The organism is Providencia sp. PROV141 (assembly GCF_028481645.1).
GTDB lineage: Bacteria > Pseudomonadota > Gammaproteobacteria > Enterobacterales > Enterobacteriaceae > Providencia > Providencia rettgeri.
In genome coordinates this window covers 391,017-417,137 of sequence record NZ_JAMPPR010000014.1, presented here as the reverse complement: position 1 = coordinate 417,137, position 26,121 = coordinate 391,017, and the positions used below count along the sequence as shown (strand labels likewise).

General features: G+C 40.7%; 23 protein-coding genes. 14 read left to right on the top strand and 9 right to left on the bottom strand.

Features of this window, described 5'->3' with window-relative positions; genetic code table 11:
• The first annotated feature begins 24 nt into the window (after nucleotides 1-24).
• Genes frmR through fghA form a run of 3 tightly spaced genes read left to right on the top strand, consistent with a single transcriptional unit; the run spans nucleotide 25 to nucleotide 2,274 of the window.
• Nucleotides 25-297 (top strand): formaldehyde-responsive transcriptional repressor FrmR, encoded by a 273-nt coding sequence (gene frmR, locus PSF09_RS10555; protein ID WP_004261729.1) that lies wholly within the window; start codon nucleotides 25-27, stop codon nucleotides 295-297.
• A 17-nt stretch (nucleotides 298-314) separates the two neighbouring features.
• Nucleotides 315-1,427 carry an S-(hydroxymethyl)glutathione dehydrogenase/class III alcohol dehydrogenase gene (locus PSF09_RS10550; protein ID WP_272683870.1) on the top strand — a complete coding sequence of 371 codons (1,113 nt, stop codon included), beginning with the start codon at nucleotides 315-317 and terminating at the stop codon, nucleotides 1,425-1,427.
• A gap of 10 nt (nucleotides 1,428-1,437) precedes the next feature.
• Entirely contained in the window at nucleotides 1,438-2,274 is an 837-nt protein-coding gene (gene fghA / locus PSF09_RS10545; protein ID WP_272665995.1) for an S-formylglutathione hydrolase, read from the top strand.
• Nucleotides 2,275-2,348: 74 nt separating this feature from the next.
• On the opposite strand, the gene PSF09_RS10540 is transcribed toward fghA, so the two are convergent.
• From PSF09_RS10540 to hemP, 8 genes are all read right to left on the bottom strand, one after another.
• Nucleotides 2,349-2,567 carry a HEAT repeat domain-containing protein gene (locus PSF09_RS10540; RefSeq protein ID WP_210836041.1) on the bottom strand — a complete coding sequence of 73 codons (219 nt, stop codon included), beginning with the start codon at nucleotides 2,565-2,567 and terminating at the stop codon, nucleotides 2,349-2,351.
• A 278-nt stretch (nucleotides 2,568-2,845) separates the two neighbouring features.
• On the bottom strand, nucleotides 2,846-3,058 hold the full coding sequence (locus PSF09_RS10535; protein WP_004912957.1) for a HEAT repeat domain-containing protein: 213 nt from the start codon (nucleotides 3,056-3,058) through the stop codon (nucleotides 2,846-2,848).
• 282 nt (nucleotides 3,059-3,340) lie between these two features.
• A complete protein-coding gene (locus PSF09_RS10530; RefSeq protein WP_272665994.1) occupies nucleotides 3,341-4,129 on the bottom strand; it encodes a heme ABC transporter ATP-binding protein in 789 nt (262 codons plus the stop codon).
• Between the two features lie 2 nt (nucleotides 4,130-4,131).
• Entirely contained in the window at nucleotides 4,132-5,133 is a 1,002-nt protein-coding gene (locus tag PSF09_RS10525) for a FecCD family ABC transporter permease (protein ID WP_140170956.1), read from the bottom strand.
• Complete coding sequence (locus PSF09_RS10520) at nucleotides 5,130-5,951, bottom strand: heme/hemin ABC transporter substrate-binding protein (protein WP_210836035.1); 822 nt, start codon at nucleotides 5,949-5,951, stop codon at nucleotides 5,130-5,132. Before PSF09_RS10520 ends, PSF09_RS10525 begins: the two co-directional genes overlap by 4 nt.
• Nucleotides 5,952-5,967: 16 nt before the next feature.
• On the bottom strand, nucleotides 5,968-7,017 hold the full coding sequence (locus tag PSF09_RS10515; RefSeq protein WP_140170952.1) for a hemin-degrading factor: 1,050 nt from the start codon (nucleotides 7,015-7,017) through the stop codon (nucleotides 5,968-5,970).
• Between the two features lie 25 nt (nucleotides 7,018-7,042).
• Nucleotides 7,043-9,061: a TonB-dependent hemoglobin/transferrin/lactoferrin family receptor gene (locus PSF09_RS10510; protein ID WP_371031623.1), complete on the bottom strand. Its 2,019-nt coding sequence runs from the start codon at nucleotides 9,059-9,061 to the stop codon at nucleotides 7,043-7,045.
• Between the two features lie 431 nt (nucleotides 9,062-9,492).
• Nucleotides 9,493-9,666 carry a hemin uptake protein HemP gene (gene hemP / locus PSF09_RS10505; protein ID WP_004912942.1) on the bottom strand — a complete coding sequence of 58 codons (174 nt, stop codon included), beginning with the start codon at nucleotides 9,664-9,666 and terminating at the stop codon, nucleotides 9,493-9,495.
• A gap of 209 nt (nucleotides 9,667-9,875) precedes the next feature.
• Here hemP and PSF09_RS10500 point away from each other — a divergent pair, with 209 nt between their 5' ends.
• The 11 genes from PSF09_RS10500 to fhuB all read left to right on the top strand — a co-directional run bounded on the left by PSF09_RS10500 (nucleotide 9,876) and on the right by fhuB (nucleotide 24,902).
• On the top strand, nucleotides 9,876-10,505 hold the full coding sequence (locus PSF09_RS10500) for an NAD(P)H-binding protein (protein WP_272665993.1): 630 nt from the start codon (nucleotides 9,876-9,878) through the stop codon (nucleotides 10,503-10,505).
• Nucleotides 10,506-10,689: 184 nt separating this feature from the next.
• Nucleotides 10,690-12,015 (top strand): MFS transporter family glucose-6-phosphate receptor UhpC, encoded by a 1,326-nt coding sequence (gene uhpC, locus PSF09_RS10495; protein ID WP_210836029.1) that lies wholly within the window; start codon nucleotides 10,690-10,692, stop codon nucleotides 12,013-12,015.
• Between the two features lie 401 nt (nucleotides 12,016-12,416).
• Nucleotides 12,417-13,469 carry a UDP-glucose--hexose-1-phosphate uridylyltransferase gene (locus PSF09_RS10490; RefSeq protein ID WP_272665992.1) on the top strand — a complete coding sequence of 351 codons (1,053 nt, stop codon included), beginning with the start codon at nucleotides 12,417-12,419 and terminating at the stop codon, nucleotides 13,467-13,469.
• A gap of 80 nt (nucleotides 13,470-13,549) precedes the next feature.
• Nucleotides 13,550-14,704: a galactokinase gene (gene galK, locus PSF09_RS10485; protein ID WP_272683869.1), complete on the top strand. Its 1,155-nt coding sequence runs from the start codon at nucleotides 13,550-13,552 to the stop codon at nucleotides 14,702-14,704.
• A 33-nt stretch (nucleotides 14,705-14,737) separates the two neighbouring features.
• Nucleotides 14,738-15,778, top strand: coding sequence for a galactose-1-epimerase (galM, locus tag PSF09_RS10480; protein ID WP_272683868.1), 1,041 nt, complete (start codon nucleotides 14,738-14,740; stop codon nucleotides 15,776-15,778).
• Between the two features lie 154 nt (nucleotides 15,779-15,932).
• Nucleotides 15,933-16,937: a substrate-binding domain-containing protein gene (locus tag PSF09_RS10475; RefSeq protein WP_272683867.1), complete on the top strand. Its 1,005-nt coding sequence runs from the start codon at nucleotides 15,933-15,935 to the stop codon at nucleotides 16,935-16,937.
• A gap of 262 nt (nucleotides 16,938-17,199) precedes the next feature.
• On the top strand, nucleotides 17,200-18,831 hold the full coding sequence (locus tag PSF09_RS10470; protein ID WP_272683866.1) for a sodium/sugar symporter: 1,632 nt from the start codon (nucleotides 17,200-17,202) through the stop codon (nucleotides 18,829-18,831).
• A gap of 287 nt (nucleotides 18,832-19,118) precedes the next feature.
• Nucleotides 19,119-21,194, top strand: coding sequence for a TonB-dependent siderophore receptor (locus tag PSF09_RS10465; protein WP_272683865.1), 2,076 nt, complete (start codon nucleotides 19,119-19,121; stop codon nucleotides 21,192-21,194).
• 48 nt (nucleotides 21,195-21,242) lie between these two features.
• Nucleotides 21,243-22,025 (top strand): ABC transporter ATP-binding protein, encoded by a 783-nt coding sequence (locus PSF09_RS10460; protein ID WP_004912924.1) that lies wholly within the window; start codon nucleotides 21,243-21,245, stop codon nucleotides 22,023-22,025.
• Nucleotides 22,016-22,942: an ABC transporter substrate-binding protein gene (locus PSF09_RS10455; protein WP_272683864.1), complete on the top strand. Its 927-nt coding sequence runs from the start codon at nucleotides 22,016-22,018 to the stop codon at nucleotides 22,940-22,942. Before PSF09_RS10460 ends, PSF09_RS10455 begins: the two co-directional genes overlap by 10 nt.
• Nucleotides 22,932-24,902 (top strand): Fe(3+)-hydroxamate ABC transporter permease FhuB, encoded by a 1,971-nt coding sequence (gene fhuB / locus PSF09_RS10450; RefSeq protein ID WP_272683863.1) that lies wholly within the window; start codon nucleotides 22,932-22,934, stop codon nucleotides 24,900-24,902. The genes PSF09_RS10455 and fhuB overlap by 11 nt, the downstream gene beginning before the upstream one ends.
• 176 nt (nucleotides 24,903-25,078) lie before the next feature.
• Here fhuB and PSF09_RS10445 read toward each other — a convergent pair whose 3' ends face one another.
• Nucleotides 25,079-26,059 carry a LacI family DNA-binding transcriptional regulator gene (locus tag PSF09_RS10445; RefSeq protein WP_272665985.1) on the bottom strand — a complete coding sequence of 327 codons (981 nt, stop codon included), beginning with the start codon at nucleotides 26,057-26,059 and terminating at the stop codon, nucleotides 25,079-25,081.
• Nucleotides 26,060-26,121: the final 62 nt, after the last annotated feature.

The following is a 26,121-nucleotide window of genomic DNA, read 5'->3' as shown; positions in this document are numbered from 1 at the left end:
TATGTATGCTAAAGAGGCTTAAATATGCCACATTCCCCAAAGGAAAAAAAAGCAGTTCTTACTCGGGTTAGAAAGCTGAAAGGGCAATTGCTTGCCTTGGAGTCGGCTTTAGAAGATGAAGTTGAATGTGCTGCCATTTTACAACAAATTGCTGCTATTCGCGGTGCAGTTAATGGTTTGATGGCAGGGGTATTAGAAAGTCATTTACGAGAAGGGCTTCAAGAGTCTGCGACAACACAGTTGCAAAAAGACTCAGTAGACGATGCTATCTCATTAATTCGTACCTATTTGCGGTAAATAAAGAAGGAATAACGATGAAATCACGTGCAGCAGTCGCATTTGGCCCAGGTGAGCCATTAAAAATTGTCGAAATTGATGTGATGCCACCAAAAGCTGGGGAAGTGTTAGTTAAAATTAGCCATACGGGTGTTTGTCATACTGATGCTTTTACATTGTCAGGAGATGACCCGGAAGGTTTGTTTCCTGTGGTATTAGGGCATGAAGGTGCAGGTGTTGTTGTCGAAGTCGGTGAAGGTGTTACCAGTGTTAGTGTGGGTGATCATGTCATTCCACTTTATACGGCAGAATGTGGGAAATGTGTTTTTTGCGAATCAGGTAAAACAAACTTATGTGTCTCTGTCAGAGAAACACAAGGTAAAGGTGTGATGCCAGATGGAACAACACGTTTTTCTTATAATGGCCAGCCAGTTTATCATTACATGGGCTGCTCAACATTCAGTGAATATACCGTTGTTGCCGAAGTCTCTTTGGCAAAAATTAACCCTCAAGCCAACCATGAAGAAGTTTGTTTATTAGGCTGTGGTGTGACAACCGGCATTGGCGCGGTACATAATACAGCTAAAGTACAAGAAGGTGACTCAGTTGCTGTTTTTGGACTCGGTGGTATTGGTCTGGCAGTTATTCAAGGGGCAAGGCAAGCAAAAGCTGGCCGTATTATTGCTATCGATACTAACCCCTCTAAGTTTGAATTAGCACGTCAATTTGGTGCAACAGAGTGTTTGAACCCTAATGATTTTGATAAGCCGATTCAACAGGTTCTGATTGAGAAAACCCAGTGGGGTGTTGACCATACCTTTGAATGTATTGGTAATGTGAATGTTATGCGTGCCGCACTTGAAAGTGCACATCGCGGATGGGGCCAATCGATTATCATTGGTGTCGCAGGATCAGGGCAAGAAATTTCAACTCGTCCATTCCAATTAGTGACAGGGCGTTCATGGCGCGGTACGGCATTTGGTGGTGTGAAAGGCCGTAGCCAATTGCCAAAAATGGTTGAAGATGCCATGAAGGGGGATATTGAACTGTCTCCGTTTGTGACGCATACATTGCCATTAGACAGTATTAATGACGCATTTGATTTAATGCATGAAGGTAAATCAATCCGCACCGTTATTCACTACGATTAAGGAGTCTTTGATGGAGAGAATTGAACGCCATGCGTGTTTTGGGGGCTGGCAGGATGTTTATCAACATCAATCTACTGTGCTTGGCTGTGAAATGAAATTCGCAGCCTATCTACCGCCACAAGCGAAAACAGTCAACTGCCCAGTGATTTATTGGTTATCAGGGTTAACCTGTAATGAGCAAAATTTTATCACTAAGGCGGGAGCCCAACAATTTGCGGCAAAATATGGCGTGATCCTTATTGCACCGGATACCAGCCCTCGCGGTACTGAGGTCGCTGATGACGAGGCCTATGATTTAGGGCAAGGTGCAGGTTTTTATGTGAATGCGCAGCAAGCTCCGTGGAGTAATCATTACAAAATGTATGATTATATTGTGTCTGAGCTACCTGATTTAGTCGAAACACATTTACCTGTATCAGAAAAACGCTCTATTTTTGGCCATTCCATGGGTGGGCACGGGGCTTTAATGATTGGCCTACGCAATACTGGTCGATATTGTAGTTTATCTGCATTTTCTCCGATTGTTGCTCCAACCCAGGTTCCTTGGGGACAAAAAGCGTTTATGGCTTATTTGGGTGAAGATACTATGGGTTGGTCTCAATATGACACCGTTGAATTGCTCGAAAAGGCTGAGGCTATTCCACCTATTTTAGTGGATGTCGGTACTGCAGATCCTTTTTATCAAGAGCAACTAAAACCCGAGTTATTTGCGGATGTTTGTGATAAAAAACAATTTGAATATCGTTTGAATCTGCATCATGGATATGATCATAGTTACTACTTTATTAGTAGTTTCATTGGTGAACATATTGCATTTCATGCACGATATTTAAGCGATAATAACTAAATATCATAAAGTGAGACCATTAATTGGTTTCACTTTACTATTTCCATTATTTTATCGTCATAATGTTCAAGTCACTATTCGACCACCCCATGGGAGAGCTTGCTGATTGCTTTAATCGCGCTGATTGCGACATCTTTATTTGGGTCATTACATAATTCAAGTAGGCGGTTAATCGTAATATGTTGTTTCAGCCGTATTTTGCAATCACCTAAAGCGGATATAGCAGCTATTTTTACATCATCATTTTTTCTTTTTGTTAAATCAAGTAATGTATTTATAACTTTGTTATCCATTTATTATCCTGCTAATAGGTATTAATAAATGAATTAAAACTCATTTATTTTTTAAGAGGTTAATTTCAATGTTGAAGATGCTACTAGAAGAAGGTGTTTATTAATATCAAAAAACACAACTAATCTGGGTACGGTGTGGTTGAACTAGCGTATGAATAGGTAGTAAACATTATTACCTATTCATATTTAGTGACTAGAGAGATCGAGAAAGTTAAATAAGTTTAATTAATAAACTTTAATTTTAAAAAGAATATTGATAAAAAGATATTGTTTGTATATTAAAAATGGTCGGAGAGTTTACTTAGCGCTTTTATTGCAGACACTGCGACATCTTTATTGGGGTCTTTACAGAGTTCAAGTAAGCGGTTGATTGCATTTTGTTGTTCAACGGTTACTTTATAATCTCCTAAGGCAGAAATAGCTGCAATTTTAACATCATCATTTCCACGATGCGTTAACTCAATTAATGTTTCGATAATATTGTTTTCCATGTAAACCCTTTGAAATACCTGCGCGATGCTTAGGTATTCTAAGTGAAATTACTTGAGATTTATTTTTGAAATTTACGAATTTATTAACAGATTATATAGATTTTACACTTTTTTGGGCTAATAACTATTTTATTAACTGAAGTGCATCAAGAGAGTAATTACTATTAAAAGACATTGATAACATATTAAAATCGGTATGATTTAATAATTCTTTATTAAGGTAAGAATATTAAAGTACTTTACCCTTAAAGTGCGTTGAATAAAGTACTTTTTAGATCTTAGTTAGTGACGTAAATAAACGTGAGGTGTGTTATTTTCTGGGTGTTGAGTAACACCTAGGTCAGCTTGATACCATTGAGTTAAATTTTCAGTTGTTAAAACTTCAATAGGGGAACCTTGAGCAACAAGCTTTCCATCATGAATTAATAACACTTTATCTGCATACAGAGCGGTTAAGTTAAGGTCATGCAATACACAGCAAACACCTAATGGTCGTTGACGCGTCAGTTGATGCAGTAACCGCAAGCTATGCTGTTGGTGATATAAATCAAGTGCTGAAGTGGGTTCATCAAGAAATAAACAAGCGGGTTGAGCTGTCGGTTGCCATAATTGTGCTAATACTCGTGCTAATTGAACGCGTTGTTGCTCCCCCCCTGAAAGTTGGCGGTAATCCCGCTGCCGTAGTGATTGGCAACTGGTTTGTGTTAACGCTTCATCAATGGCGGTATTTTTATATTCAGAACCGTAGGGGGTTCTCCCCATAGCAACAACATCTTCAACAGTAAATGCAAATTGTAAATGGCTATGTTGCTTCATGACGGCACGTTTTCGTGCTAATTCGTTATGATCCCAGTCAACCATCGCTCGGCCTTCAATAAAGCACGTGCCATGAGTTGGGGTGTTATAGCCAGTTAGTAATTTTAATAGGCTGGATTTCCCTGCGCCATTTGGCCCAATGATCGCGACAAATTCACCTTGATCAATAGATAAACTCACATTATCTATCAATGTCTTTTCACTAATTTTATAAGATAAATTTTGTGCTTCTAACAAGAACGGTTTGGTTTGCATATTTAGATCCTCCCTGCAGGCTGTCGCAAAATGAGCCATAAGAAGTAGGGGCCACCAATCAAGCCTGTCAGCAAGCCAACAGGGATTTCAGCAGGTGCAACCGCAGTCCTCGCTACTGTATCAGCGATCAATAATAACCCCGCACCGACGATAGCTGAACCAGGAATGAGCCAACGATGGTCTGGACCGAGTGTCATACGAATAAGATGCGGAACGACGAGACCCACAAAACCAATAACCCCGCTCATCGCAACAGCACAACCGACTAACATAGCGCTGAGGAATAATAAAATAAATTTGGTTCGTTCAACATTAAGCCCAAGGTAATGTGCATCTTCATCCCCTAATTGTAGAATGTTGAGCTTATTTCCCTGCATTAGGCAGATAACACAAATAGGAAGAATAACTGAAGCGGCAATAGTCAGTGACGTCCAGTCAACATTACCGAGTGTGCCCATCATCCATAAACTAAATGTTCTTAGCTGTTGATCATTGCTGATATAACTAAGAACACCGATGAATGACATGCACAGTGCATTGATTGCGATACCCGCGAGAAGTAATTTTGCGAGGTTGCCATTTGATGAACGATTTAAGCTAAAAATAATAAAAGAAACGGTTAGGCTACCAATAAAAGCAGCAGCAACATGGCCATAACCTTGCATCACAGTCGGTAATGAAACAGAGAAAACGATAAATGCTGCAACGGATAAAGCCGCGCCACTACTGATACCGAGTAAGCTAGGGTCGGCAAGTGGATTACGAAATAACCCTTGCATAATGGCGCCAGACACTGCCAAGGCAAGGCCAACTAAGATGGCAATTAACACACGAGGAAGGCGAATATTCAGCCATATTTGCCAATCCGAGTCTGTGGCAGAAGCCTGCCACAGTGCTTTTAATGAAAAGTTCATTGCGCCTGCATTCGACGCGATGAGAACTAAACCACCAAGTGCGAACAATAAAACGATAATCACCAAAAATGGGTTTTTAAAGCGACTCATTGGGATTTTTCTAATGCCTCACGTAGTTGTTGCATGACTTTAGGCGTACCTAAACTGAAGGTGAGCATACCGACATCATCAACAACCAAAAGCGCTTTATTTTTCCCTGCGGGGGTCATTGACATTCCTTGTAAGTTCCACACTTTTTCTATCCCGCCTAATGATTTAACCCCTTCCTGAGTAAAAATGATTAAATCAGGCTGGCTTGATAGCAAACCCTCTTGGGATAAAGGACGGTAGCTGTCGAAGCTGCTCATGGCATTTTTTGCACCGATTGCGTTAATCACGCTATCTGCTGCGGTGTGCTTTCCTGCGGCTAATGGTAGAACGCCGCCATGGCTCATAATGAACAGGACTTTTTTATCGATAGGTGCCGTATTTATTTGGCTAAGTTGTTGGTTAAATTGATTAACCAATTGTTTTCCTTGCTCTGTTTTACCAACCACATTAGCGATAGTGGTAATTTTTTCTGGAATGGCTTCTAAACTGGGTTTCCCTGTCACCTTAATAATTTTTACGCCACTTTTTTCGATTTGCGAGAGAGCCATTGAGGGTTTAGCTAACTCACTCGCAAGTACTAAAGTCGGACGCATTGACAACACACCTTCCGCATTAAGCATACGCATATAGCCCACGTCAGGGAGCTTGGTCGCTTGCTCTGGGTGAAGACTGGTGCTGTCACGGGCAACGAGCTGTTCTTGTGCTCCGAGTGCATACACAATTTCAGTCACATCACCACCTAAGGTGACGATACGTTCTGCTGCATAAGAACTAACAGAGATAAACAGCGTTGATAAGATTAGAAGCCATTGTTTCATAATAAGTTACCTAGGTTTAAATGCGTGGTAATGCGGTGACTTGTTGGCGCCATTGCTCTTGCTCTGGAGTCCCTTCCGTACGCTGCCCATACATTTGTGCGATTTGATTTCCTTGGTTATCGAAGACTTCAAGGCTTGTCACATGGCCATCTTGTGTTGGCTTACGTGTAACCCAGCATTCGGCGATACCATTTTCAATCATGTGCAAGGTGAAATCAGGATTGAAAATATTTAGCCACTTTAAGTCTGAACCTTCACTTTGATATGGCATGATTTTTTTGATTTCACCAGTGAAAATTTGCACACATCCGCGGTTGCCCACAAAAATCATAATTTCATTTTGATCTTTGAACGCAGTGTTAATCAGCTGATTGAAGGAATCATTAGGCACTTTCCAAGCCAAATCATCACTGACTGCGGCGAAAACTTGCTGGCGGCTGAGGTTATTTTTCTTCAGGAGAACAAAAAATTGGTGAACATCTGTCATGTTGCGCCATTGTTGTTCTAGCTGTTGTTTTAGCTCTTCACTAACGGGTTGGTTGGTAAATGGAGTGGCTGCTTCATGGATGAGTTCCGGGTTATCTTGGGTGGCATATTTTTCAATCAGTGCTTGCCATGCCGCCATATCCGTTTCATCGGTGGTGTAAACTTTATGTAGTGCATCACCTTGTTTATCAAAGAATTGAATACTATGGCGTTCACCGTGTTTGCTGTCTTCGGTTAACGCAAAAATGGCATCCCAATGACTAAAGAACATCCGTAAATCAAGGGCGCGTGGGTTTAAAATTAAGCCGCCATGTGGGCTAAATGTCGCATTGTCATAACGGCCAACTTGCTCATGAACCACATATTCGTTGCGTGTAATCGCTTTCACTTTTCCAACAGTGGCTAATTCTGTCAATAAAGTGGGGGCGTCGACGTTTAAACGAACAGCTTTGTCGTGACCAACACGACTATGCAGCAGTTGAGCTTCAGATACATTTAAATAGGCGGCGAGATCGCGAGCGTATTTGGCTTTGTTCTCTGTTTTTGCTTGTTGGTAACGCTCGTAAAGTGCTGAATTCACGTTTATCTCCTTAATATTGTGTGAATTACCATTGGAAGCTGACAAGCAGCTTGGCATTACGTCCATCTTGAGGAATGCCTTGTGATGAGTAATATTCTTTGTCAAAGGCATTACCTAATACGACACTGGTTCCTAACCCTTTGAGCTGCCCGTCACCTTGGTAGCTGACGTAGAAGTCATGTACGGCATAGCCCGCTTGAGGGGTGGCTTTAGTGGCTTTATTGAAGTCAGTATGGCGCGTAAACTCGCCTAACCAGCCCACTGAAAAACCGCTATTGGCAACAGGAATAGAGAGGTTACTGGTGAATGACTCTGGTTTGATGGAAGTGATTGATTCACCGTTATATTCGTTTTTGCCCGTGGTACGGTTATAGGCTAAGTTCCATCTGAAATAGTCTGTTTTATAATCCAAAGATGCATCTACGCCCCAAATTTTGGCGCGTTTTGTATTGATTGATGTGGTGTAATTGTTTTCTGGATTTCTAAAATCAGGCTCAGGGGTGACATAGGTATTGATATAGTCTTTGGCTTTGGTATCAAAGTAGCTGGCTTTGAATTGCAGGTTGTCTCTTTCCATTAATAAGTCATTGAAACGCAGGCCAAATCCATATTCCGCAGTACGGGTGCTTTCAGGTTTTAAATTTGGATTTGGACGCCATTTATTAAAGATTGGTCCTATTGGGAAATGGACTTCATCGTTGTACATCTCCATCATGGTTGGCGCGCGGAAGGCTTCAGAGTACGATGCAAACAACATTGACCACTCTGTTGGTGTGATGCTGACCGCCCCTTTAGATGACCATTTGCCTTCTTTGGTTTCATCATTACCTTTGGCTTTCGATTTGTAATGGTCATAGCGCGTGCCGACAATAAATGAAACAGGCAAATCTTTTAGGCTAATTTCATCTTGTAAAAATCCAGATGCAAAGGTGATTTCTGCATCAGGGAACTGGGTTGTGTTGGCATAAGGTGTCTGTTTTTGCTGATAAGCTTCACTGCCATACGTTAAGTTATGGGCAGCGAGAGGGAAATCATAGAAATTGGTTTTGTTATCAACCTTCATCCCATAAGTTTTCTGTGTCCTGCCCTCGTAAGGGGTGCCTTGACCTTTAGCCGTAATATTGACCTCAGAATAATAGGGCGTCACTGTCAGGTTAAGCCAATCTTGCGAAGATGGCTTTAAGTTGTAAGTGGCTTGCGCATCGCGTTGACGCGTTGTGCGGTTCACTTTTAAGTTTTTACTGGTACTGGTGATTTGTTGTGGGTTTTTCGGCTCATTGGCATCGTTATTATAATAACGCACTTGGCCAGAAAGCTTTTGTGCATCATCGATTTGCCATGTACCTTTCGCCAGCAGGTTACCGATGGTTTCTTTGTTTTTCATGTCATCGCCATTACTCATGCGGACATTACCAGTTTCTTTTGTCACAAAGCTGAATAACCCATCAAGGTCATCACTACGGCCAAATGCGGTACCACCGAAACCGAAGCTATGATCGCCTGTAGCGGCTTCGGTAAAGACACGGAAACCATGGTCTTGGCCTTCACGCAACAAGTCTTTGGCATCAACCGTTTCCCAAGCAATCACACCACCCATAGCACCGCTGCCATAAAGCAAGGCTGAAGGGCCACGGATGATTTCAACTTGCTTAATCAGAGCCGGGTCGATAAACGTGCCATTAACATGGCCTGTATCTGTGCCTTGGCGAATACCATCAACTAAAGTCAAAATGCCGCGTCGATCAAACCCGCGCATATAAATATCTTGCCCATTCGCTCGGCTGGTACCGGTGACGCCAATTCCAGGGACTTTGCGTAAAATATCATTGACCGTGCTGGCCGTTTTTGTTTCAGGTGAATCGTTTTTAATCACGGTAACCATCATCGGAGTTTCGAAGCTGTCACGTTCGCTACCTGTGGCATAGACGGTCATCACATCATGATGATTTTTTTTTGGTGTTGGCTCTGTTGTTTGTGCTTGAGCACTTGCTATCACGCCTAAAATGGCACTGGTCAGGACTGACATTCGCAAAACAGGGGACATAATTGTGATACTCCATATAGTTTTTATCTGTATTAAGCAGAGTGAATTCGCATTAATTGATGACGATGCGTTGGTCTGGAGGACCTGAATTCGGTATGACACAGGAAAAATTGCATGTAAGCAGTGTCTGAACATAGCAAGAGGAGTGAACACATAATGAAAGTATAAAGCTGAGGTAATAGCAGACTACTGGTTTGTGTTCAGCAGGGCTATTTGGGATTTTGCACATGAAAGCGACCGCTGTGCGATAGTAAAGTATCGAGTGACTATCCTTGCTAATTCGATATTTAGCGGTACAAATGTGGAATACAGACGTCAGTTTAAACTCCATAAGAAACCTTTTCCTATGTTTAGATTAAGCTGGCTGCCTGGATAATTGACCTAGGTGGCTTGCGAATTAAGTTTTGGTGCGACTTACTTTGGGTTCGGTTTTACTTAGTTAAGATCAACTTACCTGTACGCGTTTGTCTCAATTGATAAAGTTCGCCATTATGTTGAATTGAGACCTTACCGGCAGGGCCCAATAACTGTTGGCTTTCTATCACGTCAGTTTTAACGGTTTGCTTTGCCGTTTCGACGGTATTTTCTGCAACTGGGGCTGTCATATTATTTACCATACTCAGTTTGTTGATAATCGAAATGATATTGAGAATGATTATCTTTAGAATGATTACTAATATCAAGCAATTTTCACAATCAAACAACAAAAGAACCACAAACAACTGAGTTCGTACGAAAAAACAGCATTAATCTAGTGGAACCCCACTGACAAGGCTATAATTGAATTTCTCCATTCATTGTATGGGTGAATAAAATGAAAATATTACTGTTAGGCGCGACAGGGCTTGTGGGAAGTCATGTTTTATCATTGGCTCTGGCAGACTCTCGTGTGACTCAGGTGATAGCGCCAACACGACATGCATTAGTAGAACATGAGAAATTACAAGCACCTATTGTAGATTTTAATCATTTTCCTGATGGGGCTGGATTATGGGAAGTTGATGCGGTGATTTGTGCGCTGGGTTCAACTCTCAAAGCTGCAGGGTCGAAAGCGGCATTTCGTCAAGTAGACTACACTTATCCTTTAGCCTGTGCAAAGCTGGCCAAAAAATGGCACTGCACGACATTTGTGTTGACTTCTGCTTTGGGGTCAAATGCGAAGTCACCTTTTTTTTATAGCCGAGTAAAGGGGCAGCTCGAACAAGACTTAATGTCACTGGGTTTTGACTCTTTAACTTTGGTTCGGCCGAATGTGATTAGTGGTGACCGGCAAACAGCGCGTTTGGGTGAAGTCATTGTGATCCGTATTATTTCTTTTCTATCACCTATACTGCCAGCTAGTTGCCAAGTTAGCCCCGCAACAAATATTGCGAAAGCATTATTTGAGGCCGCTGTGGCTCCCTCTAAAGGGGTCCATGTTATTTCATCTAAACAGCTGATATAACACTGAGTCGTTCATTTTTGTTTGGGGTGTTATAGGAAATAGATAAAAATATTTATTTTTTGATGGAGGTAACATTTTGTAATAAAACTGTAACATAATTGTAATAATTAAGTGTTTTTGCTTATTGTTGCAGCTAAATTATTGTCATATTTTTGCCTGCTTGTACTTTTAGCCGGGGTTGAATATGTCAATATTTAAAGAACAACCAGATATACCAGTAACCATGTCGAAATCTGAAATCGACGCTAAATATAAATACTGGCGATTACACTTAATGATTGTCAGTTATATTGGTTATGCCGTTTTTTATTTCACACGCAAAAGCTTCAATTTTGTAATGCCTGAAATGCTAGTTGATTTAGGGATTACAAAAGCCGATATAGGGATGGTTGGAACGGCATTTTACCTGACTTATGGGGCATCTAAATTCCTTTCTGGCATCATCGGTGACCGTTCAAATCCACGATATTTTATGGGGATCGGTTTGATAGCGACAGGGGTGGTAAACATCCTGTTCGGCTTAACGTCCTCAATCAGTATGTTTATTGTATTGTGGATGGTGAATGCGTTTTTCCAAGGTTGGGGTTGGCCGCCTTGTGCCAAAATACTTAACACATGGTATTCACGTAATGAACGTGGGCTCTGGTGGGCTATTTGGAATACATCACATAATATTGGTGGTGCAATAATTCCAATTTTATCCGGTGGTGTTGCGTTAGCGCTTGGCTGGCGTTACGGGATGATCATACCAGGAATTATTGCCATTGTGATTGGTATTGGATTATGTATTTTATTACGTGATAGACCACGGACAATGGGGCTGCCTACGGTTGGTGAATGGCGAAATGACCTTGAAGAATTAAAATATGAAGCCAAAGGGGCGGGTTTGCCTTTAGGCAAAATATTGAACGAATATATCTTTAAAAATAAAGTGTTATGGGTTCTCGCTCTTTCTTATGCGGTGATTTATATCGTCAGAACAGGGATAAATGACTGGGCAAACTTGTATTTAATTGAAGAGCACGGTTTTAATTTGTTGTCGGCAAATGCGGTCGTCATGATGTTTGAAATTGGCGGTTTTTTTGGTGCTATTGTTGCAGGATGGGGTTCCGATTTAATCTTTAAAGGCAATCGTGCGCAAATGAATGTCATTTATGCGCTCGGGATTATTATCACTTCATTCTGTTTATGGATAGTTCCAGTTGATAACGAATATGTGTTTTCTTTCTTGTTCTTTATGACAGGATTCTTCATTTTTGGCCCTCAATTTTTGATTGCCATGGCAGCTGCTGAAAATTCACATAAAAATGCCGCTGGGGCTTCAACAGGGTTTGTCAGCTTATTTGCCTATATTGGGGCATCAATCGCAGGGTATCCATTATCAATCGTGATTGAAAAATACCAATGGAATGGTTTTTATTCCTTACTGTTAGCTTTATCCATTTTCTTAATTTTACTGTTAATTATTGCAATGGTAATGACGAAGAAAAAAGTCAGCGTAGAAGGTTGATTCTTCTATAGCGTTATACTAAACCAAGCCTACGATAGTCGGCTTGGTTGCTTGCAAACCTACCTCTGAATTTGTGCTAATAAACCCGATTACTTACATCGCCGCCCATCTAAGGGGCGGCTTTTTACTTAACTTGCAGCCAAATATTATTTTCATACTCAAAATGGATAGCTTTATATTTTTGTGTAAACGTTTACACTAATCGAGATGGATCACAGAATCCTATTGAAACTCGTTGCTATAATTCGTGGTAACGACAGGTTTGAAGGTGAAGTTATGTTTAAGCAGTATTGAGGGAGAAGATAAATGCAACAGGATCAACGATTGATGATAGGGCTGTGGGTGGCTGCGGATAGCAATCAAATATCCCCAATGGTGATGAAGTTGAGGAGACAGATAAGATGAATACAATGCCATTTAACCCTTCTGATTGCCCCCATCGTCGCTATAACCCATTAACGGGCCAATGGGTGTTAGTGTCTCCCCATCGAGCAAAACGTCCATGGAGTGGTAAAGATGAAAAGCCATCAATAGAAGATTTACCTCAGTATGATGCACATTGCTTTCTTTGCCCGGGTAATACAAGGGTTTCAGGGGAGGTCAATCCTAACTACCAAGGGACTTATGTATTCCAAAATGACCATGGTGCGTTATTAGCACAACCCTGTGCCCAGCCTGATAATCAATCTGAGTTGTTTCAATCACAATCGGTTAGTGGTGTTAGCCGAGTAATCTGTTTCTCTCCGGACCACAGTAAAACACTGCCAGAGCTGTCTGTGCCTGAACTTGAAGGTGTCATCGAAACATGGCAGCAACAAATCGTCGAATTAAGTGAACGCTATGCTTGGGTTCAAGTTTTTGAAAATAAAGGGGAAATAATGGGGTGTTCTCAACCTCATCCTCATGGGCAAATTTGGGCGAGTGATTTTTTACCCAATGAAATCGCACGTAAGGACCACTTCCTCTCGCAATATTATCAACGTCATGGCCGTAATTTATTAATTGATTATATTCAAGCAGAACAACAAGATGGCTCACGGATTGTTGTCGAAACTCAAGAATGGATTGCACTTGTTCCTTATTGGGCGGCTTGGCCATTTGAGACATTGTTACTACCCAAACGACATATTCGCCGCATGGATGAAGTGAATGAAGCCATTCGTGCAGACCTTGCTATAGCGCTAAAAAAACTCACAAGTCGCTACGATAACCTATTTCATTGTTCTTTCCCTTATTCAATGGGATGGCACTTTGCGCCTTTTATGAATGAAAGCCAAAGTATCGAACATTGGCAATTACATGCTTTATTTTATCCGCCATTACTGCGTTCAGCGACAGTGAAAAAGTTCATGGTGGGGTATGAAATGTTAGCAGAAACCCAGAGAGACCTCACGCCAGAGCAAGCGGCACAACGTTTACGTGATGTGAGTGACTGCCACTATAAACAAAGTTAAATCGCTAGATATTTTACCAAATTATAATTAACTTGGTTGTTTGCCAGGTTAACCAAATGACGTATTAAGGATAATTAAAAATGGAAACGTTAAAGCAAACTGTTGCCACATCGTTTGAAAAAACCTTTGGTTATCAACCTGAAATATATGTTCAAGCGCCAGGACGAGTAAATATCATCGGCGAGCATACAGACTACAATGATGGTTTTGTTTTGCCTTGTGCGATTGATTACCAAACAATGACTGCAGCGGCAAAACGTGATGATCGCATTATCCGAGTTGTTGCGGCTGACTACCATAATGAGTGCGATGAATTCAGTTTGGATAGTGATATTACATTTTTGCCTGAAAAAATGTGGGCGAACTATATACGTGGTGTAGTGAAGTTTCTCTTACAAAGAGGGTTTTCGTTTAATGGTTGCGATATTGCAGTCAGTGGAAACGTTCCGCAGGGTGCGGGATTAAGCTCTTCAGCCTCACTAGAAGTTGTAATTGGACAAACATTTAAGGCCTTGTATCAATTAGATATTAGTCAACAAGATATCGCGCTGAATGGCCAACAAGCTGAAAACCAATTTGTTGGTTGTAACTGCGGCATTATGGACCAACTGATTTCAGCTTGTGGGGATGCTGGCCATGCTTTACTTATTGATTGCCGTAGCTTAGCACTATTTCATATTTCCATACCTGATGATTTGGTTGTGATGATTATCAATTCAAATAAGCAACGGGGTTTAGTTGGGAGTGAATACAATACACGCCGCCAACAATGTGAAGAAGCTGCTAATGTGTTTGGAGTGAAAGCGTTGCGCGATGTCACATTTGATGAATTTTTACAGCAGCAACACCAGTTATCCCCTGTCGTTGCCAAGCGAGCCAAACATGTGATCAGTGAGAACGAGCGTACTTTGGCGGCAGCAAAAGCATTAACGCAAAATGACTTATTGCAACTAAGCGAATTAATGGCGCAGTCACATATTTCCATGCGTGATGATTTCGAAATCACAGTTAAAGAAATTGATACTTTAGTGGATATCGTTAAGTCCGTTTTAGGTGTTCAAGGCGGGGTACGTATGACCGGAGGGGGCTTTGGTGGCTGTGTGGTTGCGGTGATGCAGCAGCAATGTGTTCAACCAGTGATTGATGCGGTAGAAGCGCAATACCAGAAAGCGACAGGTTTACAAGCCGATATTTATGTATGCCAACCTAGCTCAGGTGCGAGTGTGGTGCGTTAAAAGCAAATCAACACATTGAGAAGTTGAGATAACATGATGTTTACTCAAGAAAAAAATCAGACATTAGGTTCACCCAAAGTCGTCGTGTTAACCAATCAAAATGATATGGAAATTACCCTGACAAGTTTAGGGGCAAGTTGGCTAGGTTGTATTTTACCGCTAGCGAGTGGGAAGCGAGACGTTATCCTAGGTTCACCAAACATGGATAAACAGAAGGAACAAGACGTGTATTTGGGGGCGACAGTGGGACGCGTGGCTAACCGTATCGCGAATGCACGCTTTTCTATTCATGGTGAAAATTATTTAGTATCAGCCAATCAAGGGGCGAATTGCTTACATGGTGGGAAAGATAATTTTAGCTATCGAGTTTGGGCAATTTCACAGACTAGTGCTCAACAGGTTATTTTTTCACTTATTTCGCCAGATGGTGACCAAGGTTTTCCTGGGGAACTGAACGTTGAGGTGAGTTATGAATTAACGGATGAAAACCAAGTGATTATCCGCTATAAACACCAAACTACAAAGAGCTGCCCTGTGAACCTAAGCAATCATGCTTATTTTAATTTGGCGGGTGAAGGTAGTGAAAAAACAGCTCTAGATCACGCTCTTACGATTTGCAGTGATTGTTATTTACCGACAGATAAAACAGGGATCCCCAGTGGAGAGTGGCGTAATGTGACTGGCGGCAATTTTGATTTTCGTCAAAGCAAACTCATTGGCCGTGATTTTCTCCAAGATAACGACCAAGTTTCTGCTGGGGGATATGATCACACATTTATTCTCGAAACATCTCGTATTGATGGGCGGCAAACGGTGGCATCGCTGTGTGCTCCTGAAGGGGACGTAAAAATGAATATTTCTACAACAATGCCCTCTATGCAGCTTTATACAGGGAATTATTTGATTTCAGTTGCGGGTAAAACAAAATCGTATACGCCTTTTTCTGGTGTTGCATTTGAAACGCAATTTCCACCCGATGCAGTTAACCACCCTGAATGGGGGGAGCGATACAGCCCGATTTCACAGCCTAATCAAATATATTGTAGTGAAACGTGTTATCAATTTATTTTTTAAGCCTACTGTTGATTAACACCGCTGAAATGCGGTGTTTTATTTTTCTATACTATGCATTGATGAGTTTCAGCTAAATAATTTTAATATGCGCTATGCCATTGTTTTTAATTCTAGCTCATTGTTTAATAAGCCATCCTAATTGTAGAGGTACACGATGGCGACAATCAAAGATGTGGCAAAAGAAGCAGGTGTTTCTGTTGCAACTGTTTCACGGGTGATTAATCAATCACCTAAGGCAAGCCAAGCTTCTATTGCATCCGTAAAAAAGGCAATGAATAAGCTAGGGTATCGCCCAAATGCGGCGGCTCGCGCGTTAGTGAACCAAAGCTCAAATACAATTGGGGTACTCGTTAACGATGTGTCAGACCCATTTTTCGGTGTTATGGTTAAAGCTGTTGATGCGGTAGCCCATAAAAATGGCAAACATATCTTGATTTGTAACGGTTATCATAATGCAAAAGAAGAGCGCCAATCTATCGAGCTATTGATTAACAACCGCTGTGATGCTTTGGTTATTCACTCTAAAGCCCTTGATGACGCTGAATTGCTTCAATATGCGAACGAAGTCCCGAGTATGGTACTGATCAACCGCCATATTGATGAGATTGCAACCCGCTGTATTTCATTGAATAACTACAAAGGTGCCTATTTAGCAACGGAACACCTCATTCGACATGGGCACACTAAAATTGCGTACATTTCTTCAAATCACCAAATTGAGGATGCGGTACAGCGTTTGCAGGGTTATCGAGATGCGTTAAAAAATAATGGTATTCAGCTGTCTGATAGCTATGTTGAATATGGTGCTCCTTATGGGGAAGGTGGGGAGCAAGCGATGACTAACTTGCTGATAAAATCACTCGAAATCACTGCGGTCGTTGGTTACAACGATTTTATGGCCGCAGGAGCCATTGCGGTATTAGATGAAAATGAAATTCACTCACCAGAACAGGTTTCGGTTATTGGTTTTGACGATGTATTGATTGCCCGCTATATCCATCCACGTTTAACAACGATTCGTTATCCCATTCAAATGATGGCAGAAAAAGCCACTCAGTTAGCACTTTCTTTAGCAAGAGGGGAAAAAACGACAGGTGAAAGTTTGATTTACTCACCGACATTGGTTCAACGCAATTCAGTTAGGCCCTTACACACCTAATTACGTTATAGGTATAGAATTACGGCATGAAATGTAAACGTTTTCATTAATATTTGATGGGCTTCACGGAACCATCAAAAAATAGATTACTTTTCAGTAATTCGTCTTCGTTCTTCTCTGAAAATTTGCATTAAAATCTGTTATTTAATCCACTAAGTTAACATTATTGAGGATATTGTGAAAATATGTGATTCATTTAACGGTGATATCTTGTGGTAACGTTTACACTTGCTTCGTTATCATTTGGCGAAGGAATTTGATTATGCAAACTGAAGGGGTTGGGCTAAGCACATTAGATTACGGAATATTCATTCTGTATGTGCTTATCATTATTAGTGTGGGTCTTTGGGTTTCTCGAGATAAAAAAGGGCAAAAAAAAGGTACAAAAGACTATTTTCTGGCAGGAAAAACATTACCTTGGTGGGCGATAGGTTCTTCACTGATTGCGGCAAATATCTCTGCAGAGCAGTTTATTGGTATGTCTGGCTCTGGATTTTCAATTGGTTTAGCCATCGCATCCTATGAATGGATGGCGGCACTAACACTGATTATTGTCGCAAAATACTTTATGCCCGTATTTATCGATAAAGGTATTTTTACCATTCCAGAATTTGTTGAAAAACGCTTTAATAAAACATTAAAAACGATCTTAGCTGTATTCTGGTTAGCATTATTTATCTTTGTTAATTTAACTTCAGTTCTCTATTTAGGGTCATTAGCATTACAAACAATCCTAGGTATCCCAATGCATTATGCTATTTTTGGCTTAGCATTATTTGCAGTGGTTTATTCTCTTTATGGCGGGCTATCTGCGGTTGCATGGACGGATGTCGTACAAGTTTTCTTTTTAATTTTAGGCGGTTTTTTAACCACAATAATGGCGGTGAGCTATATTGGCGGCGATGCAGGTTTATTCGCAGGTATGAGCCGTATGGCAAGTGAAGCGCCTGCACATTTTGAAATGATTTTAAGCCAAGACAACCCGCAATTTAGCAATTTACCCGGTATTGCCGTATTAATTGGCGGACTATGGGTTGCCAATTTATATTACTGGGGCTTCAACCAATATATTATTCAACGTGCATTAGCGGCTAAATCTATTAATGAAGCGCAAAAAGGCTTGGTTTTTGCGGCATTTCTCAAATTGATCATCCCAATCCTTGTTGTCGTACCGGGTATTGCGGCATTTGTGATTGTTTCTGACCCTGCATTACTGGCGGGATTAGGAACGATGGCACAAGAACATATGCCAACACTGGCGCAAGCGGACAAAGCTTACCCATGGTTAACACAATTCTTACCTGTCGGCGCTAAAGGGGTCGTATTTGCGGCATTAGCTGCGGCTATTGTCTCTTCTTTAGCTTCCATGCTGAACTCAGTGGCAACTATTTTCACTATGGATATCTACAAAGAATATATTGCTCCGTCAACCGCGGACCATAAATTAGTGAATGTCGGGCGGATCAGCGCGGTTGTTGCGTTAATTGTGGCATGTTTTATCGCACCATTATTAGGTAACATTGGACAGGCTTTCCAATATATTCAAGAGTATACGGGGTTAGTTAGCCCTGGTATTTTAGCGGTATTCTTACTAGGTTTATTTTGGAAGAAAACCAATGCAAAAGGCGCGATTATCGGTGTGCTGCTCTCAATTCCGTTTGCATTATTCTTAAAACTGATGCCGTTAGGTATGCCATTCCTTGACCAAATGATGTACACCTTCTTCTTTACTGCGGTCGTGATTGGTTTAATTAGCCTGACAACGGCAAAAGAAGATGACTGTGAGGGGGCAATTATTTTAACGTCGGAGACCTTTAAAACATCGACAGGTTTCAATATCGCATCCTACGCAATTATGGTTATTTTATGTGTGTTATATGCGTTGTTCTGGTAGCGCAATATTTCTAACAACCTGATAAGTAAATGATAGCACTAGGCGGGAAGGAACACCCCCGCCTTATTTTTTGCATTTATTAACTTAAATAATGAGCTAACATTAGTATCGCAATCATTTTCGTTATTCTCGCCTAATAATATCCCTTTCTTATGTATGGTTAATTGTGTCTAAATTGATTTTTTTAATAACTATTTGTTATAAGTAAATATGCCAAATTGATTTTAATTTGACTTATTTTTAGGAATAATACTGAGACTTATTATTATTATCATTGGAACTATTTTGTGAAAAATTTAGGTTTATTTCGTTTACATCAGGTTGCCATTTTCACCTTGTTAGCGCTGGCTGTTCAAAACCAATCCATGGCAAATGAACAAAATAGCGACAAACAAGACTCTTTCGTTGTCAGTGCACAAGCACTCAAAGTGAATACTGCGCTGCAAGAAACGCCAAAATCAGTTTCGATTATTACCGAACAAGATTTGACCATACATGCTCCGCAAAAAATTGATGAAGCACTTCGTTATACCTCAGGGGTTGTTGCACAGCCTTATGGAGCTGATAATGATACTGATTGGTTCAAAGTCCGCGGTTTTGATGCCGCAACCTATTTAGATAATAGCCGGTTATATCGAGATGGCTATTATACTTGGTTGCTTGAACCTTATGGGTTGGAAAGTATTGAAGTCGTGAAGGGGGCATCAGCTGTTCTCTTTGGCGAATCCACTCCTGGAGGCGCTGTTAATTTAGTAACGAAAAAACCATCTATTAATGCTAAAAATGAAATATTTTTAGAAGCGGGTAATAACGATCACCAAGCGCTAGGTTTTGATCTTTCTACGGCATCAGCCGATGCAGGTGCCCGCTACCGTTTAGTGGGAACGATGAAAAAATCGGATGGGGAACTCAAAGACACAGATAATAAACGTATTTATCTGGCGCCAAGTGCGGCATTTGACTTGTCTGACCAAACTGTACTTACGTTAATGGGAACGTATCTGCACGATGATGGTACGCCCACGAATCCTTTTTTCCCCGCAGCGGGAACATTAATTCACTCTAATTATGGCAAAATTAAACCATCAACCAATTTAGGTGAGCCTGATTACGATAAATATAAGCGAACTCAGTTCTCAGTAGGTTATTTACTAGAACATCAATTTAATGATGAGTGGCGTTTTGCACAGCGTGTGAATTACGGTTACAACGACCTAACACTCAGAAGTGTTTATGCCTTCTTTAATGCAGATCCTGCTGTGCAAGAATTGGAGCGAGGTGTTGTTTTTCGCGATGGTAAAAACCAAAGTTTTAGCTTAGATAACAATATTGTCGGTGAATGGGATAGTGAGCGGTTTGAAAATACTTTACTTGCGGGTATTGAATTTCAATATCATCAAACCAAAGGTGATGAACAGGATAATTATGCTTTTGGTAAAATTAACCCGTGGAAGCCAGTTTATGGGCACTATACCCCACTAGACCCATCTAATAATATTCATCGCACTATTGATAAAACACAAACTAGTATTTATTCACAATACCAAACAAAGCTTGATAGCAAATGGATTGGGGTCATTGGCGCACGTTATGATTGGGTAAAAACTGAAAATAAAGCACATAAAAAAGCAGAAGATGAGTCTAGAAACGATGGGCAGATGAGTTTAAATGCGGGTTTAATGTATATTGCTGACAATGGCATTTCACCTTATTTAAATTACTCTCAATCTTTTGAAGTTCAATCGACGATCGACCCAACCACCCAAAAACTGTATAAACCACTTAAAGGTGAGCAATTTGAAGCCGGTATCAAATATACGCCTTATTTTGTGGATGGCTATTGGAATATTGCTTGGTTCGATATCGAACAAAAAAATGCGTTAGTGACCAATCCCAAGACTTTTATTGCAACTCAAACGGGTAAGGTGACTTCACAAGGTATAGAAACGGAACTCTTCGCAAGTGTTACTGATAATTGGGATATTAAAGCGACATACACTTATACCAATGCGCAAACAGATAATACGGGAGGGAAAGGACGCAAGCAGGCTGGCATTATTCCCAAACATATGGCGACTGTCTGGACTGACTACGAAATTCCAATCGTGAGTAACCAGTCGTTAAAACTCGGAACAGGTATTCGCTATTATGGTCAATCAAAAGACAACCCAGCGAGTAGCAACCTTTCTGTTCCTAGTGCGACACTCTGGGATATGGCCGCGATATATCAATTATCGAACAATTGGCAGTTCCAGTTCAATATGAATAACATTCTTAATAAAGAGTATGTTTCATCTTGTGATTACTGGTGCTACTACGGCCAATCGCGTTCATTTGTGTTACAAACAAAGTACACTTGGTAATTTTAAAAAAGGCATGCTAATAACCTTGGCATGCCTTGAGTCCTTTCTATGTTTCGATTAGCAAATATTAATATCGTTCGTGATCATCGTTCTATTTTATCTATAGATTCGCTAAATATACCGACAACAGAACTCACAGTAGTTCTTGGTCATAATGGTTCAGGAAAATCTACACTGGTTAATCTCCTTTCAGGGCAGATGGCACCGGATAGCGGACAAATCGATTTAAATGGCACGAGTCTTTCTCGATATAAAACGAAAGAATTAGCGCAGAAAATCGCGTATTTACCACAAAAACTGCCAGCCTCAGCGGGGCTGTCTGTGAAAGAACTTGTGCGCTTAGGCCGCTTTCCGTGGCGAGGTGCACTTGGTCGCTGGCAAGCTGACGATGAAATTATTATCCAGCAAGCAATGGAAAAAGCGGGAGTTGAGGGGTTTTCTTCGAGCTTAGCAGACAATTTGTCTGGTGGAGAGCGCCAGCGCGCATGGGTTGCCATGTTACTTGCCCAACAATCACCGGTTTTAATACTGGATGAACCGACTTCTGCATTAGATATTCACCATCAATACCAGTTAATGAATTTATTGAGTGAGCTTAATAAAGTTCATGGGATTGGTGTGATTGTGATCCTTCATGACCTCAACCTTTCTCTACGCTACGCAACACACATAGTGGCATTAAAAAAAGGGAAAATAGAATTTGAGGGAAAAAGTGTTCTTCTTCATGATGAAGCAAGGCTATCGTCACTTTACGATACCCCGATTAAGTTAATACCACACCCTAATTTTCCAGAGTCAGAACATCATAGGGTTGCTATCGTATGCGCTTAAAAATCAATTTGCTTGGCCTTATTTTATTAACAAGTACATTATTATGCTCATTTTATACACGGGCTTATTCTGTTACGGACAGTCGTGGTATTGTCGAGTTCAATTCACCGCCTCAGCGTGTTGTGGTTTTAGATTGGGATTTACTCGAGCAGCTATTAACCCTTGAAGTCACCCCTATTGGGGCCACGGAATTAGAAAGTTACCAGCAATGGGTTGTTGACCCTGTTGTTCCTTCTTCAGTCAAAGAGGTAGGAACCCGAGCTGAGCCTAATCTAGAGCAAATTGCCGCATTGAAACCTGATGTTATTATTGCAAGTAGCGCGCAAGAAGATTTACTGCCTTTATTGGAAAAAATAGCGCCAGTCGTTTATTTATCAAATTTTGCACGCCAAGATGACTCAGGGCTTGTAGCCATTGCGCATTTTAAAACGTTGGCTCACTTATTTAACAAAACCTCTTTTGCCGATGAATATTTAGTGAAAATGGATAAACGTTTTGCTGAATTAAGATCACAGCTTGAACGAGCTTTTTCCACGAAACCAAATGTTGCTGTTATCCGGTTTTCAAGTTTAAGCACTATTTTTCTTTATACTGAGAACTCAACGCTAAATTATGTTCTTGAACAGCTTGCATTAAAGCCCGCTATTTTAGTTCCCGCACGTGCTTGGGGAATAGAACAGAGACGAATAAATTCATTACAGTTTATTAATGATGGGTACGTGTTATATATCAAACCATTTGTAGAAGAAAAAAAACTAAATGATTCTATTTTATGGCAGTCGATGCCCTTTGTTAAACAAGGGCGGATAAATAGTGTTCGTCCCGTTTGGAATTATGGTGGTGTATTTTCCTTGCAATTAATGGCGGAAGCATTAACAGAAAGCTTATTACAGGTTGCTCCTCATAATGACAACTAAACAGTACTCAATACTATTTTTTGTATTAATGGTGTTTGCGCTGATTAATCTTCAGCTCGAACCTGGGGTTATACTCAGTCAGCAATTATTTTTAATTATTCATCCTGCTTCAGCCGATACATTTGCTGATTATTTTTATTTATATGGCCAATTACCACGCCTTGCTATGGCATTATTAGTGGGCGCGACTTTTGGTTTATTGGGCAGTTTGATGCAGCAATTAACACAAAATAATCTTACTTCACCACTGACATTAGGTTCATCATCCGGTGCTTGGTTAGCATTAGTGGTAGTCAATATTTGGTTTAGTAATGAGATTGGGTTATATCAAACGCTAGCTGCGATGGTGGGAGCATTACTTGCATTTGGGTTGGTAATATTAATTGCAGGTATTCGCAATATGACAGGCATTCCGTTGGTTGTTTCGGGAATGGTCATCAATATTTTGTTTGGTGCAATAGCGACTGCATTAATTACATTAAATTCTCAATTTGCACAAAACATTTTTATGTGGGGAGCTGGAAATCTAGCGCAAGATGGCTGGCAAAAAGTGGTTGGTTTATTACCTTTATTGTTCCCTATCATTATTATTATCTGTTTTGCACCTCGTATTTTGACATTATTGAAATTAGGTCATGAGGGGGCTAAAGCTCGTGGCTTATCCGTTTTACCTACTTTCTTGTTTTTTATTGTTTTAGCATCTTGGTTAGTGGCGGCGACTATTTCAACTGTAGGGGTTATTAGTTTTATTGGTTTATTAGCCCCAAATATAGTACGGCGAATGGGTAATATGAGTGCAAGGCAAGAGTTATTAAACAGTGCAGTTGTAGGCGCTATTTTATTGCTTCTTGCAGACAGCTGGGCTATCGCACTAACAAACTACCTTAATATTGTGGTTCCTACGGGGGTAATGACTGCTGCTATTGGTGCTCCTTTATTGATCTGGTTTAGCCGCCGAGCAATGACAGCCCAAGATCAATTATCGATAGGTCTATTACCAACAAAAATAATACTTTCCAAAACCACGGTATGTATTCTTATTTTATTGTTAGCAAGTGGAGTTGTATTTTCACTTTGCTTACAAACGAATGGTGAACAATATTATTGGCAACTGCCATCAAGTTTTCAATGGGATATTAAATGGCCTCGTTTATTAGCGGCTATATTCTCTGGCTTAGCATTGAGTATTGCAGGCGTTTTATTACAAAGAATTATTTATAACCCGTTGGCCAGCCCAGATATTTTAGGGGTTTCTTCAGGTGCTACAGCGGCACTTGTTCTATTTAGTTTACTATTAGGCACTGCTATTCAAACCTCATTTTGGGGTATTGCTTTAATCGGGAGCCTGATTGTATTAGGGCTATTGTTGTACCTAGGTAAGCGACACCAATACGCACCAGCAAGCTTAATTTTGACAGGGATCTGCCTAACGGCAACGTTAGAAGCTTTTGTTCAGTTCTTTTTAGCTCAAGGTACATTGAGTAGCTATCGGATATTATTATGGCTTTCAGGGTCAACTTATCGTGTGGAAGGGCAACAGGCCATTATTTTTTCAATCAGTATTGTTGTGTTAGCTATATTAGCGATCACGTTAAATCGTTGGCTAGTTTTATTATCAATTAGTCGGTCATTTGCACAGGGAAGAGGACTAAATTCACAATTAGCGACTATATTGCTATTAATCTTAGTTGCATTATTGTGTGCTTTTGTCACTTCTACTGTTGGCCCTATTGCATTTCTTGGTTTAGTTGCACCCCATATGGCTTTTTTAGTTGGCGCTAAAAAGGCGAAACAACAACTTATTATTAGTGGGTTGATCGGCAGTATATTAATGGTTTGGGCAGATTGGTTAGGACAAATTATTATTTATCCAACACAGATAGCTGCTGGAATATTTGTCGCCATTTTAGGTGGCGGGTATTTTTTATTGCTGATGGCGATGAATAAAATCAAGTCATAATTTATGGTGTAAATATGGCTAACCAAATCGCTACTCAAAAGACCTAACTAATATTGATAAGTCAGGTCACATCGCGATAGCCATAAAAAAAGATAAATACGAAAAGAAAATAGTAGTATTTATCTTATCCGTATTATTTCAATACCACAGCCCCAGAATGGCAGTAAAAAGGTGAGTTAAGTTGAGCCACGCTCAATTAATTGCCATTCGAGGATTTCATGGCTGTCATCGAGTTGCGGGTGCTTAATTTTATTGAGTAGCAGTTGAACGCTACGGATGCCAAATTGATGCATCGGCTGTACAATAGTACTTAATGGCGGCGTGGTTACTTCACCGAAGGGCACGCCATCAAACCCTAACACGGCAATATCATTGGGAATATGCAACCCCTGCTGATGTAAAACACTCATTGCACCGCCTGCGGTGACATCAGAAATCGCGAATACAGCATCGGGTTTGGGCGCATTTTGCAGTAACTTTTCCATGGCCTTCGCCCCTGCGGTGTAATCTAATTCTTCTACATACTCGATTTTACAATACTCAAAGCCAAGTTCAGTGAGTGCTTTTCGATATCCTTGTTCCCGTTGTTGCGAATAGAGGTAACGCATATCACTGTTAATTAATGCAATGCGTTGGCGATTTTTCGCTGCTAAATGATAAACGCCAGCGCTAGCGGCTTGTGAATTATCAATAGTAACCGAAGAAGCACGAAATTCTGGATCCCCCTCACCACACTGCACCCACGGAAAATCGCCAATCATATCCGTAAGCCCTGGCAAACAACTCACGGCATCCATAGTGATGACGCCATCAACAACCTTACCTCTGAGTAAACTCAGATAAGCGGATTCACGTGTTGGATTGGATTCAGAATTACATAACAAAATATGATAGCCGTGGCGTTCCGCTTCTTCTTCAATACCTCGTACAACGAGTGAACAAAAGGGGTTAGTGATATTAGATACCAACACCAATAGCATACGACTACGCGAGGTACGTAGTTGGCGCGCTAATAAATTAGGCTGATAATTACACTGAGCGATGGCGGCGAGAACTTTATCGCGAGTTGCGGGTTTGACAATATGTTGATCATTCAATACCCGTGAAACCGTTGCGGCAGAGACTCCTGCGATTTTCGCCACTTTTTCTATCGACATTGTTCACTTTTCCTTTTGTCTATTGCCATGCACAGTATGCAACATCGTGATGAAAAGTACGA

Coding starts and splice junctions, on each gene's coding strand:
- frmR (WP_004261729.1), top strand. CDS start 25: ATGCCACATTCCCCAAAGGAAAAAAAAGCAGTTCTTACTCGGGTTAGA.
- PSF09_RS10550 (WP_272683870.1), top strand. CDS start 315: ATGAAATCACGTGCAGCAGTCGCATTTGGCCCAGGTGAGCCATTAAAA.
- fghA (WP_272665995.1), top strand. CDS start 1,438: ATGGAGAGAATTGAACGCCATGCGTGTTTTGGGGGCTGGCAGGATGTT.
- PSF09_RS10540 (WP_210836041.1), bottom strand. CDS start 2,567: ATGGATAACAAAGTTATAAATACATTACTTGATTTAACAAAAAGAAAA.
- PSF09_RS10535 (WP_004912957.1), bottom strand. CDS start 3,058: ATGGAAAACAATATTATCGAAACATTAATTGAGTTAACGCATCGTGGA.
- PSF09_RS10530 (WP_272665994.1), bottom strand. CDS start 4,129: ATGCAAACCAAACCGTTCTTGTTAGAAGCACAAAATTTATCTTATAAA.
- PSF09_RS10525 (WP_140170956.1), bottom strand. CDS start 5,133: ATGAGTCGCTTTAAAAACCCATTTTTGGTGATTATCGTTTTATTGTTC.
- PSF09_RS10520 (WP_210836035.1), bottom strand. CDS start 5,951: ATGAAACAATGGCTTCTAATCTTATCAACGCTGTTTATCTCTGTTAGT.
- PSF09_RS10510 (WP_371031623.1), bottom strand. CDS start 9,061: ATGTCCCCTGTTTTGCGAATGTCAGTCCTGACCAGTGCCATTTTAGGC.
- hemP (WP_004912942.1), bottom strand. CDS start 9,666: ATGACAGCCCCAGTTGCAGAAAATACCGTCGAAACGGCAAAGCAAACC.
- PSF09_RS10500 (WP_272665993.1), top strand. CDS start 9,876: ATGAAAATATTACTGTTAGGCGCGACAGGGCTTGTGGGAAGTCATGTT.
- uhpC (WP_210836029.1), top strand. CDS start 10,690: ATGTCAATATTTAAAGAACAACCAGATATACCAGTAACCATGTCGAAA.
- PSF09_RS10490 (WP_272665992.1), top strand. CDS start 12,417: ATGAATACAATGCCATTTAACCCTTCTGATTGCCCCCATCGTCGCTAT.
- galK (WP_272683869.1), top strand. CDS start 13,550: ATGGAAACGTTAAAGCAAACTGTTGCCACATCGTTTGAAAAAACCTTT.
- galM (WP_272683868.1), top strand. CDS start 14,738: ATGATGTTTACTCAAGAAAAAAATCAGACATTAGGTTCACCCAAAGTC.
- PSF09_RS10475 (WP_272683867.1), top strand. CDS start 15,933: ATGGCGACAATCAAAGATGTGGCAAAAGAAGCAGGTGTTTCTGTTGCA.
- PSF09_RS10470 (WP_272683866.1), top strand. CDS start 17,200: ATGCAAACTGAAGGGGTTGGGCTAAGCACATTAGATTACGGAATATTC.
- PSF09_RS10460 (WP_004912924.1), top strand. CDS start 21,243: ATGTTTCGATTAGCAAATATTAATATCGTTCGTGATCATCGTTCTATT.
- PSF09_RS10455 (WP_272683864.1), top strand. CDS start 22,016: ATGCGCTTAAAAATCAATTTGCTTGGCCTTATTTTATTAACAAGTACA.
- fhuB (WP_272683863.1), top strand. CDS start 22,932: ATGACAACTAAACAGTACTCAATACTATTTTTTGTATTAATGGTGTTT.
- PSF09_RS10445 (WP_272665985.1), bottom strand. CDS start 26,059: ATGTCGATAGAAAAAGTGGCGAAAATCGCAGGAGTCTCTGCCGCAACG.